General features: G+C 73.1%; 10 protein-coding genes. 6 read left to right on the forward strand and 4 right to left on the reverse strand.

Annotated features, from left to right (window positions below):
- Positions 1-46: 46 nt before the first annotated feature.
- The gene (locus tag QC283_RS33385) at positions 47-739 is read left to right on the forward strand and encodes a metal-dependent transcriptional regulator (protein WP_279565498.1); all 693 of its coding nucleotides are present in this window, start codon (positions 47-49) and stop codon (positions 737-739) included.
- A 584-nt stretch (positions 740-1323) separates the two neighbouring features.
- Positions 1324-2286 carry an alpha/beta fold hydrolase gene (locus tag QC283_RS33390; protein ID WP_279565499.1) on the forward strand — a complete coding sequence of 321 codons (963 nt, stop codon included), beginning with the start codon at positions 1324-1326 and terminating at the stop codon, positions 2284-2286.
- A gap of 57 nt (positions 2287-2343) precedes the next feature.
- Here the strand turns inward: QC283_RS33390 and QC283_RS33395 are convergent, their stop codons facing one another.
- The gene (locus QC283_RS33395; protein WP_279565500.1) at positions 2344-2997 is read right to left on the reverse strand and encodes a bifunctional DNA primase/polymerase; all 654 of its coding nucleotides are present in this window, start codon (positions 2995-2997) and stop codon (positions 2344-2346) included.
- Positions 2998-3308: 311 nt separating this feature from the next.
- Here QC283_RS33395 and QC283_RS33400 point away from each other — a divergent pair, with 311 nt between their 5' ends.
- Both QC283_RS33400 and QC283_RS33405 read left to right on the forward strand, forming a co-directional pair.
- On the forward strand, positions 3309-4694 hold the full coding sequence (locus QC283_RS33400) for a transcriptional regulator (protein ID WP_279565501.1): 1386 nt from the start codon (positions 3309-3311) through the stop codon (positions 4692-4694).
- A 201-nt stretch (positions 4695-4895) separates the two neighbouring features.
- Positions 4896-6728 carry a hypothetical protein gene (locus QC283_RS33405; protein ID WP_279565502.1) on the forward strand — a complete coding sequence of 611 codons (1833 nt, stop codon included), beginning with the start codon at positions 4896-4898 and terminating at the stop codon, positions 6726-6728.
- A 67-nt stretch (positions 6729-6795) separates the two neighbouring features.
- Here QC283_RS33405 and QC283_RS33410 read toward each other — a convergent pair whose 3' ends face one another.
- Positions 6796-8118, reverse strand: a complete 1323-nt coding sequence (locus QC283_RS33410; RefSeq protein ID WP_279565503.1) for an ABC transporter substrate-binding protein — start codon at positions 8116-8118, stop codon at positions 6796-6798.
- A 117-nt stretch (positions 8119-8235) separates the two neighbouring features.
- Between QC283_RS33410 and QC283_RS33415 the strand changes: the two genes are divergently transcribed.
- Both QC283_RS33415 and purU read left to right on the forward strand, forming a co-directional pair.
- A complete protein-coding gene (locus QC283_RS33415; protein ID WP_279565504.1) occupies positions 8236-8736 on the forward strand; it encodes an SCO4402 family protein in 501 nt (166 codons plus the stop codon).
- Between the two features lie 46 nt (positions 8737-8782).
- Positions 8783-9676 (forward strand): formyltetrahydrofolate deformylase, encoded by an 894-nt coding sequence (gene purU, locus QC283_RS33420; protein WP_279565505.1) that lies wholly within the window; start codon positions 8783-8785, stop codon positions 9674-9676.
- 48 nt (positions 9677-9724) lie between these two features.
- Here the strand turns inward: purU and QC283_RS33425 are convergent, their stop codons facing one another.
- A complete protein-coding gene (locus tag QC283_RS33425) occupies positions 9725-10951 on the reverse strand; it encodes a zf-HC2 domain-containing protein (protein WP_279565506.1) in 1227 nt (408 codons plus the stop codon).
- Positions 10948-11538: a sigma-70 family RNA polymerase sigma factor gene (locus QC283_RS33430; protein ID WP_279565507.1), complete on the reverse strand. Its 591-nt coding sequence runs from the start codon at positions 11536-11538 to the stop codon at positions 10948-10950. Before QC283_RS33430 ends, QC283_RS33425 begins: the two co-directional genes overlap by 4 nt.
- Positions 11539-11857: the final 319 nt, after the last annotated feature.

Below are 11857 nucleotides of genomic sequence, written 5' to 3' on the forward strand. Positions count from 1 at the left end.
CGCCGGTGGGCCGTCGGCCTCCCGGCAATCTCATCAAGGGGCACGTATGTCCGGACTGATCGACACCACGGAGATGTATCTCCGCACCATCCTCGAGCTGGAGGAGGAAGGTGTGGTCCCGATGCGCGCCCGGATCGCCGAGCGGCTCGACCAGAGCGGCCCGACGGTCAGCCAGACGGTGGCGCGGATGGAGCGCGACGGTCTGGTGTCCGTGGCGGCCGACCGGCATCTGGAGCTGACCGAGGAGGGCCGTCGGCTGGCCACCCGAGTGATGCGCAAGCACCGGCTCGCGGAGTGCCTGCTCGTCGACGTGATCGGGCTGGAGTGGGAGCAGGTGCACGCCGAGGCGTGCCGCTGGGAGCACGTGATGAGCGAGGCCGTCGAGCGTCGCGTGCTGGAGCTGCTGCGGCACCCGACCGAGTCGCCGTACGGCAACCCGATCCCGGGCCTGGAGGAGCTGGGCGAGACGGACGGCGCCGACCCGTTCCTGGACGAGGGCATGGTGTCGCTCGCCGACCTGGACCCGGGCCTGGAGGGCAAGACGGTCGTCGTACGCCGTATCGGCGAGCCGATCCAGACGGACGCGCAGCTGATGTACACGCTGCGCCGGGCGGGTGTGCAGCCCGGCTCGGTGGTGAGCGTGACGGAGTCGGCGGGCGGCGTGCTGGTGGGCAGCGGCGGCGAGGCGGCCGAGCTGGAGTCGGACGTCGCCTCCCATGTGTTCGTCGCCAAGCGCTGAGCGGGCGTCCGGAGGTCTTCACCCGCCGTCTCTCCGAAGGGTTTTCGCGCCACCGCGCCGATCCCGTCGTTTCCGGGATTCAGTGAGCCGAACAGCAGCGCCCGGACGCTTCGCGTGCAAGGCTGTGCCGTGAGGCATATGACGTAAGGGGCTCTTGGCCGTGGCCTGACAGCGATGTCGCCCGGTCGGAGAGGGGGAGGGACGTGCCGGAGAGATCGAGAGGGCCCCGGCGCCGTGTGGCGCCGGGGCCTGTCCTCCCCTGTACTGACCCGGAGCCCCGAGCTCCCAGGGTCAATCCCCTCGGACCGTTTTCCCCGAGCGGTCCGCCTCCCGATGAAGATCTCCCCTCGCCGGAGGCGATCAATCCCGCAGGGGTGTCACTCGATTGAGGGGTGTTGCTCACCGGGACGGCTTTTTCGAATAAGCATTCGATACTCTGCGGACGTCGACCGCCCGTGAGCACGTGAGCACGGTGGCTGGACGCGGACGCGACGGCAAGGCACGGCAGGCAGGACACGGTTCACAGGACCGGCCGGCCCGCGAGGGACGGACGGTCCGAGCGAAGCTTGGGGGTGCCAGGACCTATGGCGCGGCGTATCGACGTGACCGGCGCGGGCGGCGTACGCCTCGCCGCCTGGGAGTTCGGCGACCCTCCCAAGAGCAGCCGGACGCACGAGACGACCCCGGACGCCACGGCTCCGGGCGACACGGCTCCGGGCGACACGGCTGCGGACGGTACGGGTCCGGGGGGTGCGGCCCCCTCGTACGGGGCCGGTGGCCTGCCGGGCGTGCTGTTACTGCACGGTCTGATGGGCCGCGCCTCGCACTGGGCCCCCACCGCCCGCTGGCTCTCGGCCCGGCACCGGGCCGTCGCCCTCGACCAGCGTGGCCACGGCCGCAGCGACAAGCCCCCGCGGGCGGCCTATACCCGGGAGGCCTACGTGGAGGACGTCGAGTCCGCCCTGGAGCAGCTCGGGCTCGGCCCGGCCGTCCTGATCGGCCACGCCATGGGCGCGCTGACCGCCTGGCAGCTCGCCGCCAAACGCCCCGACCTGGTCCGCGGGCTGATCATCTGCGACATGCGGGCCTCCGCGCTCGGCGGAGCCTCGCAGCACACCTGGACCGAGTGGTTCCGTGCCTGGCCGGTCCCCTTCGCCACACTCGCCGACGTACGCAAGTGGTTCGGCGAGGACGATCCGTGGGTGGAGCGCCCGAACCCGGCCCGGGGAGAGTTCTACGCCGAGGTGATGGCCGAGTCCCCGGACGGCTGGCGGCCGGTCTTCGAGCCGGCGCAGATGCTCAGGTCCCGCGAGACCTGGGTCCACGACGCCCACTGGGAGGAGCTGGCCCAGGTGCGCTGCCCGACCCTGGTCGTCCGCGGCCTCGACGGCGAGCTGGGCCGCGCCGAGGCGCAGGAGATGGTCCGCGTACTGCCGCGCGGCCAGTACGCGGAGGTCGCCGACGCCGGCCACCTCGTCCACTACGACCAGCCGGAAGCCTGGCGGGCGGCCATCGAGCCCTTCCTGGACAGCCTCCGGGAAGGCTGACCCCGGCGGACGTCCCCACCGTCCCCGCAGCCCCCGCTCCCTTCCCCGCCCGCCGCTCTAACGATCCCGACCGCAGGCATAGGCCAACGCCGAGATCAACTCCTCCACGTCCGGCAACCACCGATTCGCCGCCGTGGGCCGGCACACCCACTGCACCGCCCCCCGCGTCCCGTACCGCGTGGGAGGCGCGGCCACGTACGTGCCCTCCCCGAGCGCGGCCAGGTCGAGGGACAACGGCGACCATCCCAGCCGCCGCACGAGATCCGGCATCTTCACCGCGGCCCCCGGCAGCACGAAGAACCGCATCCGCCGGTCCGGCGTCAGTGTCACCGGCCCGAGCGTCAGCTCCATCCGCTCCATCCGGGCCAGCGCCAGGAACCCCGCGGTCTCGGGCACGTCGATCGCGTCGAACGTCCGCCCCGTGGGCAGCAGGATCGACGCCGACGGCTGCTTCTGCCACATCCGGCGGGCGACGGTCGCGCTGCCCGTCGCCTGCGTCGCCCAGTCGTCGCGCGCCGGGTGCGCGCCCGGGGCGGCGCACACCGGGTCAGCGCAGGAGCAGTGCTGCACCCCGTCGGCGGCTTCCAGCCAGGTGCCGGGAAACACGTCCCAGTGGCGCTCCTCGGCGTAGCGTACGGCGGTCTCCAGCAGCGATGTGCCGCGTTGCTGGGGGATCTGTGCGGCTTCGGTGCCGGGGATGGTCTCTTCCACGTGGATCTCAACTCCCGTGGTCACCGGGGGTTACGGGGGGTTGCGCGCGCGGGGAGGAGCATCGATTCCCCACTCGGGGCGCATGGGTGCATGGGTGGGGGCGCGCAGGGGGATTCGCGGCGGGAGCTGGGTAGCCACGTCTGGGGCCGACGCCGGCCGCCATCTCGGCAATCCTCGCAAGCTTCGTATGTCTCGCAAGTCTCGTAAGTCTCGCATTGTCGGCACATCGACGGGGCATTGATCTTCACGGCCGGACCTTCTCGTCCGCCGGGACCGCATCGAACCGCATGAGACCGCATGGGGGTTACGCCATGGCCGCAAGGCCTCTCGTCGCGCGGCAGCCGAACGAACGACTGCAGGCGCTCATTCAGGAAGCGGGCTGCTCGAACGCGGGCCTCGCCCGCCGGGTCAACATGTGCGGGGTCGAGCACGGTCTCGACCTTCGGTACGACAAGACGTCCGTGGCCCGCTGGCTGCGCGGACAGCAACCCCGCGGCCGGGCACCGGCGATCATCGCCGAGGCGCTCGGACGCAAGCTCGGCCGCACGGTCACGATCGACGAGATCGGCATGTCCAACGGCAAGAACCTCGCGTCGGGCGTCGGCCTCCAGTTCTCGCCGACGGTACTGGGAGCCATCGAGCAGGTCTGCGAGCTGTGGCGCAGCGACGTGGGGCGCCGGGACTTCCTGTCCGGCTCCTCCGTCGCCGCGTCCGCGCTCGTCGAACCGAGCCGAGACTGGCTGATTTCCGCCCCCGACTCGCAGGTGTCACGCTCGGCCGGGCCGCGGGTGGGCCGGTCCGACGTGGCGGCGGTGCGGGCGATGACGCAGGCGCTGGTCGACCTCGACCACCAGTACGGCAGCGGGCATGTGCGCCCGGTGGTCGTGCACTACCTGAACAGCGTCGTGTCCGGACTGCTAGCGGGCTCCTACCGGGAGGCCGTCGGACGGGAGTTGTTCGCCACGGTCGCCCGACTGACGGAACTGGCCGGATACATGGCCGTCGACACCGGACAACCGGGCCTGGCCCAGCGGTACTACATCCAGTCGCTCCGGCTCGCGCAGGCGGCCGGTGACCGAGGCTACGGCGGCTACGTCCTCGCCGCGTCCATGAGCCATCTGGCCGCGCAGCTCGGAAACCCGCGGGAGATTGCGCAGTTGGCGCGCGCGGCGCAGGAGGGCGCGCGCGGACGGGTGACACCGCGCGCGGAGGCGATGTTCCACGCGGCCGAGGCCCGCGGCCACGCGCTGCTCGGGGACGTACGGGCGGCCCATACGGCGGCCGGGCGGGCGGTCGGCGCGATGGAGACGGCCGATCCGGCCTCCGGGGACGACCCGGTGTGGATCGCGCACTTCGACGAGGCCTACCTCGCGGACGAGTTGGCGCACTGCCACCGGGACCTCGGGCAGGCCGACGCGGCGGCGCGGTACGCGCGGCAGTCCCTGGACGGGCATCCGGAGTCGCGGGCGCGCAGGCGGGCCATCGGCCATGTACTGCTGGCCACCGCGCAGGTGCAGCAGCGCGAGGTCGAACAGGCCTGCAACACCGCGACGAAGGCCGTGGAACTCCTCGAGACGCTCCGCTCGAACCGGGGCGCCGAGTACCTGGAGGACTTCCAGGCGAGGCTGGAACCGTACGGGCAGGAGGCGGTGGTGAGGGAGTTCGGGGCACGGCTCGACCTGCAGGCCGCCGCGTGAACGAACGGGCCGTGAATGCTCGAACGCGCGGGGAACTGTGGCGTGGTGAGCGGAAAGGGACATGAACAGCGTGCCGCGGCCCGGTTTTGTTACTGCGGTCACAGGGAAGGAGTTGACGTCCGGTGCTGCGTGGCAGTGGGCTCCGGGGACCCGGTAGCGTGAGCCGACGATTCCGAAGGTCCCCCATTCGTAGGAGTCCCGGTGACGCAGAGTGGACAGGGCGAGGAGCCCTCGGCGCGGCAAGCGCACGAAGGCATCGTGCTGCCCTCGGACGGTGGCGAGCCCTTGCTGCCGGGTCCGCCAGGCGGACCCGTCGGCCCGCGGTCGAGCCGCCCCGTGCCCGCCTCGGCGCCGCCCGGCGGCCAGGCCTGGGACCAGCCGTGGGGCCCCGGACAGCCGCAGGGCCCGTCCCCGGACCAGGAGTGGAACACGCCGCCCGGCGCCCAGCCCTGGGGCTCCCCGGAGACCGCCCAGCCGCCCGCCGCGCCCGCTCAGCAGGCCTGGCCCGCGCAGAGCGGCCCGGACCGGACGTCCGGCGCCCTGCCGCCGCAGGCCGGCCCTGGCCCCTTGCCGCCGGAGGGCGCGCAGGCCCCGGCGTACGGCGCACCCGCGGGCGGCCAGACGTACGGTGCGCCGGCCGGCGGCCAGACGTACGGGTCGCAGCCGTCGTACGGGCAGCAGCAGGGAGAGCACGCGCAACGGGGCGGGTACGAGCAGCAGGGCGGATACGGGCAGCAGGGCGGATACGGCCAGCAGGGCGGGCACGGCCAGTACGGGCGCCACGGTCAGGCGTCCGAGCCCCAGCCGCCCGCGCACCAGTCGCCCGCGCCTCAGCCGGCCGGGCCTCAGCCGTCCGCGGCTCTGCCGCCCGTCGGTGAGGGCGCCACCCAGTACCTGCCCCCGGTCGGGATATCCGCGGACGAGGGCGTGACGCAGTACATACCTCCCGTGAGTCCGGGCGCGCTGCCTCCGGAGAGACCCGCCCAGACGCACGCCGAGTCGACGCAGTTCCTCGGCCGGGCCCCGCAGTACCCCGCCCAGCCCGCGGCCGGTCACCAGCCCGCCCCCGCCGCTCCCGCCGCGCCCCATCCCGACGCCGAGGCCACGCAGTTCATCGCGCCCGTGCCCGGCGGCCCCGCCCCGGTCCCGTACGGGGCCGCGCCCGGCGGTGAGGAGGGGCGGCAGCCGCCCGCCGAGTTCGACAACCTCTTCCGCGGCGCGCCGGGCACGGACGGCCCGGCCTCGTCCACCCAGCAGATGCCCCGCTTCGACGAGCCGCAGCCCCCGCACCCCGGCGAGCCGTCCCTGTACACCCCGCAGGGCCCCGGCGGTGGCGGTGGCCGACGGCGGGGGCACGACAGTGGCGGCGGCCGGGGTGGCCGAGGCAGTGGTCGGACGGGTTCGCGTCTGCCGCTCCTCGCGGCCGTGGGCGTCGGCATCGCCGTCGTCGGTGTCGGCGCGGGCGCGATGATGGCCGGGGGTGGCGAGGAGGACAAGGGCGGCAACCAGACCGTGTCCGCCACGACTCAGGCCTCCGAGTCCGCGTCGGCCTCGCCCTCGCCCTCGCCGTCCGTCGACCCGGCCCGGCAGCAGGCCGTGGAGCTGGACAAGCTGCTGGCCCACAGCGGCACCGGCCGGACCACGGTGATCAACGCCGTGGCCGACGTGAAGGCCTGCAAGGAGCTGCCGCAGGCGGCCAAGGACCTGCGCGAGGCCGCCAAGCAGCGCACCGGGCTGGTCACCAGCCTCTCCCAGCTGTCCGTGGACAAGCTGCCCCAGCACACCGAGCTGACCGCCGCCCTCACCAAGGCGTGGCAGGCCTCGGCGTCGGCCGACAACCACTACGCGGCCTGGGCCGACCAGACGGCCGGCAAGAAGGGCTGCAAGAAGGGCAAGGCCCGCGGCACCAGTGAGACCCAGGCCGGCAACAAGGCGAGCGGCACGGCGAGCAAGGAGAAGGCCGTGGCCGCGGGGCTCTGGAACGCCATCGCCAAGCAGTACGGCCTGACGGAACGCCAGCCGACCCAGCTGTGATCCGGCGATGATCCGGCCGGGCGGGCAGCCCCCGGGCGGGCAGCCCCGGGCCGGACCGGGGGGTCGCTCAGGTCACCTCGGTGTTCCGCAGGACGCGCGTGGTGTCCAGGGCGGCGGCGCCCTCGCGGGCCGAGACCAGGCGGCCCTGTCGTACGACCTGCAGGGTGACCTCGGTGTTGACCAGGCGCGGGAAGCCGACCGAGGCCAGCTTGCCCTGGAACTTCCACTGGAGCGGCGGCGTGAGCCCGCCCGTGCCGACCGTCAGCCCGTCGTCGAGGGCGCGGGTGACGGTGTGGGCGCTGACCTCGCCGTCGCCGAGCGTCTCGACGACCTCCTTGAGGACGGTGTAGGCGATCCAGGTGGTCTGCACCCCGGCGTCCGCCGCGTCGACGCTGTTGTCGCCGAACGCCTCCTCCTCGATCACCTTCTTCATCCCGTTCCAGGCCGGGTCGCTCGCCGCCGGGTACCAGCCGGTGACGTACGCCCCCTCGTAGGGCCCGGACGCACCGCCGGTCGCGTTGATCGTGGTCTGGTCGACGCTGCCGAGGACCGTCGCGGTCCGCACGTCGGGATAGTCCTCGCGGGCACGCCGGAAGGAGTCCATGAAGGTGCCGGTGCGGTCCCCGAGGACGGGCACCACGCACCCCGGCTCCGCCGGGTCGGTGGTCGTCCGCTCCAGCGCCCGCCCGGACTGGCCGTCGTACTCGGTGGCGTCCTCCGCCGCGCGCTGGTCGTGCGCCCGCTCGTGACCGCCCGAGGTCAGTCCCGAGTCGAGCAGCACGGCCAACTGGTCACCCGCGATGGTGTCGGGGCGGATCAGTGTGACGGGCCCGCAGGAGTCGGCGAGGGTGCTGCCGAGGCCGGCCAGCAGCGCGGGCTGACCGCCGTTCACCGGGTAGGACAACGGGCTGGTGAACTCCGTGTTGGTGATGCCGTAGCCGCCGATGTACGGAATGCCGGCGCCCTCCAGCACGGGGAGGAAGGAGTCGGCGTGCTGGCTGTAGGAGCCGACGACGGCGACCACGTCCTCCTTGACGGCGCGGCGGGCGCACTTCGCGGCGGCCACGCTGTCGTTGTGGTCGTTGCACGTCAGGACGTTGAGTTCGCGGCCGCCGAGGCCGCCCTGGGCGTTGATCCAGCGGGCGTAGGCCTGCGCGAAGGCGGGCATGCCGGGTTTGTTGGTGGCGCCCGTGTCCTGCGGCGCCCAGGTCATGACGGTGATCGAGTCGTCCCCGGAGCCCCCCGTGGTCCCGGGGACGACCCCGCAGCCGGCGGCGAGCGACGCACACGCCACCAGTGCGCCCGCCGACAGTGCGCCGGTGCGGGTGGCCCGGGAGCGGCCGCGGAGGCCGCGGAGGAAGCTGCTGCGGGTGGGTCGCCTGCCGGTCATGTACCCGCACGATTCCGTCACACGGCTAACCTGGAAGTGACCTGCGGTCAACGTGTGGTGACACGGAGGTGAATTGCGGGGGCCGATGAGACGCGGGTTGAGGGGAACGTACGATCGATGACCGTGCAGGATTCGGAGAACTCTTCTCGTCGCGGCCGTCGCTCCTCCACCATGGGCGGTATGCCACTCAACGACATGCCGTGGTGGCGCTGGCGCAGTCAGGTGCGCTCCGCGCTGCACATGCTCTCCGCTCCCGCCTTCCAGCGGGACGTCTGGCTGGCCGGCGTGGACGGCTACGGCGACGTGACCGACGCGGTCTACCGGCTGGTGGAGGACACCTGGCTGGACCACTGGTCCGCCGAGAAGTACGTGGGCACGGTCTTCCGCGACGCGCAGGAGGCGGCGCTCGTCGACAGCGCCGTGCTGCGCGTACTGCGGATCATGCACCAGGTGGGGCCGGACGCGCCGGTGCACGCGTACCTGAACCACCCGGACTGGCCGGAGGCGGTTCAGGCGGCGCGGGAGGCACACGTGCGGCTGGCCACCGGTGACGGCGACGACCCGGAGGCGGAACCGCGCACGCTCGAGGTGCTGCGGCTCCTGACCCGGTCCGCCTGACGGGACGCCCGCCGGGAGCGAGTCCGGATATGGGACCCTGTCCTGCATGAACGAGCAGTCCTCCGCGGCCGTCCCCCGGGCCGCCGCCCCGGCCGACCAGTACGTCCTCACCCTGTCCTGCCCCGACAAGCAGGGCATCGTGCACGCCGTGTCGAGCTACCTGTTCATGACCGGCTGCAACATCGAGGACAGCCAGCAGTTCGGCGACCACGACACGGGACTGTTCTTCATGCGCGTCCACTTCTCGGGCGACGCTCCGGTGACGGTGGACAAGCTGCGGGCCAGTTTCGCCGCGATCGGTGACGCCTTCCACATGGACTGGCAGATCCACCGGGCCGACGAGAAGATGCGCATCGTGCTCATGGTGAGCAGGTTCGGGCACTGCCTGAACGACCTGCTCTTCCGGGCCCGGATCGGCGCGCTGCCGGTGGAGATCGCGGCCGTGGTGTCCAACCACACGGATTTCGCCGAGCTGGTGGGGTCGTACGACATCCCCTTCCACCACATCCCGGTGACGAGGGACACCAAGGCCCAGGCCGAGGCGCGTGTCCTGGAGATCGTGCGCGAGGAGGACGTCGAACTCGTCGTGCTGGCCCGCTACATGCAGGTCCTCTCGGACGACCTGTGCAAGCGGCTCAGCGGCCGGATCATCAACATCCACCACTCCTTCCTGCCGAGCTTCAAGGGCGCGAAGCCGTACCACCAGGCGCACGCCCGGGGCGTGAAGCTGATCGGCGCGACCGCCCACTACGTGACGGCCGACCTCGACGAGGGGCCGATCATCGAGCAGGAGGTCGAGCGGGTCGGCCACGACGTCACCCCGGACCAGCTGGTCGCCGTGGGGCGGGACGTGGAGTGCCAGGCGCTGGCGCGGGCCGTGAAGTGGCACGCCGAGCGCCGGATCCTGCTGAACGGGCGGCGGACGGTCGTGTTCGCCTAGTGGCTCGGGGGTCTGTCTCGCGGGCGGCCGCGAGACGGTCACCGCCCCCTACATCCGGCTCAGGCTGGCCGCGGCGAACAGCACGTCGCTGATCGCCTCCCGGTCGCCCACCTGACCCGCCGCCGCCTCCGCCGGAGGCACATGGCCCGCGGCCAGCCGGCAGAACTCCACGCCGTCCAGGGCGACATGGGCCACCTCGTGCTCGGCGGAGCCCACCGCGCCCGGGGAGTCGAGCGGGATGAGCCACTCGCCGCCGCCCGAACCCTCGATCTCCAGCCGCAGGCTGCGCCCCGGCTCGCCCGCCGTGACCAGGTGCGGACGGGTGCCGCGCGCCGCCAGCCCGGCCCGGCGGCGCGCCGCCAGGACGCCCGGCAGCATCCGGGCGGCGAGGTCGATCATGCTGTTCAGGTGGCGCGCGGAGGGCGGCTGGTACGGGTAGTCCACCGCGTCGGCGATGTCCTCCGCGTGCACCCAGCACTCGAACGCCCGGTCCAGCATCGCGTCGTGCAGCGGCAGCTCGAAGTCGCCGTACGAGACCGGCATCCGGCCCGCGTCGCCGGTGAACGACACCGTCCGGACGATGCCGTGGGTCTGCTCGCGCCAGGGTGCCCGTACCGCGCGGGTGGGCGGGTAGTGCGAGGCCCGCCAGTACGCCTCGGTACGGCTGGCGGGCGCCGGGGCGGGGGCGGTGATGTCACCCAGCGGGTCGGCGAGGCCCAGGCTGACCGCGACGAGCCCGTCGACCGTCAGCAGGTGCGCGATGACCCCGGCGACGGTCGTACGGCGGCTGGCGGCGTCGTCGGCCTCGAACCAGCGCAGCCGGACCGGCGCGTGCCACTCGGCGTCGCCGATGTCCTGCAGCAGCGCGTCCAGCCGCGCGGCCTCGGCGTCGTACGGCCTGGCCCACTCGGGTACCGGGATGCGCGGCGGGCGCCGCTCCAGGCAACCGTCCAGGACGCGGGTGCGCAGGGCGGGGTCCAGGTCGAGGCTCTCGGGCCGCTGGAGCAGCCCGACGGCCTCGCGCAGCCGCAGCGCCTCGTCGGCGCAGGCGTCGCACTCGCCGAGGTGCTCCTCGACGGCCGCGGCCTCCTGGGCCGAGCAGGCGGCCAGCGCCCAGGCCCCGAGCAGCGACGTCAGCACCTGGTGCTCCCACCCGACCGGCCCGCCCGGCACCACGTCGGGCAGAGCCCGCCCACCGTCCTCGACGGACGCGCGGGGGCCGGCGGGATCCCCGGGGCCCCGGGGGACCTCGTCCTCCTCGTGCGCCTCCTTCATGCCGCACCCCCGTACCCCGACGGCGCCCCGGGCGTGTCCGGGGAGGTGGCCTGGCGGGCGGTGGACAGGAGCTGGAGGCCCAGGCGGAGGCGGCGGCGGGCCTCGTCCTCCGTGACGCCGAGGTCGGCGGCGGTCTGGCGGTAGTCGCGGCGCTGGAAGTAGGCCAGCTCCAGGGCGGCGCGCAGCGGGGCCGGCATGGACTGGACGATGTAGTCGGCGCGGGCGGCGACCGAGGCGTGGCGCACCTTGCTCTCCAGCTCCTCGGTGGTGCCCGGACCGCCGCGGGCGAGGGCGGCCGTCTCGGTGGCGCGCAGCCGCTGCACGGCCAGGCGGTGGGTCAGCGTGGCCACCCACGTACGCAGCGGGCCCTGCCGGGGATCGTAGGCGTCCGGATGCTCCCAGACGTGCGCGAAGACGTCGCGAGTGATGTGGTCGGCGGCCCGCTCGTCATCGAGCACGCGGTGCGCGAGGCCGTGCACGAGCGAGGCGAACCGGTCGTAGAGCTCCCCCAGGGCGGCGGCCTCGCCCCGCGCGAGCCGCTGCTGCATCTTGCGGTCCCAGCGCAGTGGTACTTCTCTCTTCGCCATGCGGCCCTTCACCCCCTGTCCGGTGCTCTGATCGTTTCCTGATCATTCCGTGGTCGTGCCGCGTCCGAGCCGGTCTCCAGCGTGCGGCCACCGTGTCCCTGAATGTAGTCGGCACGTCCGACACCGCACGCCCCTTTGTGCCAATGCGCGCCCCTGACGGCCCGCAGGTGGTACACGCCCCGATGCGCCTCCCCTACCCTCTACGGTGTGACCGGATTCGATAGTTTTTGATCGAACAGGATCGAAACCGTCTGAAACAAGCCTCTTCTGACCGAACCCCGTTTCCGGCCGGGCGTTTGCGGGAACGGCCGGTGGGCAG

It is taken from the genome of Streptomyces sp. DH41 (assembly GCF_029813785.1).
GTDB lineage: Bacteria > Actinomycetota > Actinomycetes > Streptomycetales > Streptomycetaceae > Streptomyces.

What these genes read in the sequence shown, in the direction of transcription:
- QC283_RS33425 (WP_279565506.1), bottom strand. Translation starts at nt 10,951, where the DNA reads ATGAAGGAGGCGCACGAGGAGGACGAGGTCCCCCGGGGCCCCGGGGAT.
- QC283_RS33390 (WP_279565499.1), top strand. Translation starts at nt 1,324, where the DNA reads ATGGCGCGGCGTATCGACGTGACCGGCGCGGGCGGCGTACGCCTCGCC.
- QC283_RS33415 (WP_279565504.1), top strand. Translation starts at nt 8,236, where the DNA reads ATGACCGTGCAGGATTCGGAGAACTCTTCTCGTCGCGGCCGTCGCTCC.
- QC283_RS33430 (WP_279565507.1), bottom strand. Translation starts at nt 11,538, where the DNA reads ATGGCGAAGAGAGAAGTACCACTGCGCTGGGACCGCAAGATGCAGCAG.
- QC283_RS33400 (WP_279565501.1), top strand. Translation starts at nt 3,309, where the DNA reads ATGGCCGCAAGGCCTCTCGTCGCGCGGCAGCCGAACGAACGACTGCAG.
- purU (WP_279565505.1), top strand. Translation starts at nt 8,783, where the DNA reads ATGAACGAGCAGTCCTCCGCGGCCGTCCCCCGGGCCGCCGCCCCGGCC.
- QC283_RS33410 (WP_279565503.1), bottom strand. Translation starts at nt 8,118, where the DNA reads ATGACCGGCAGGCGACCCACCCGCAGCAGCTTCCTCCGCGGCCTCCGC.
- QC283_RS33385 (WP_279565498.1), top strand. Translation starts at nt 47, where the DNA reads ATGTCCGGACTGATCGACACCACGGAGATGTATCTCCGCACCATCCTC.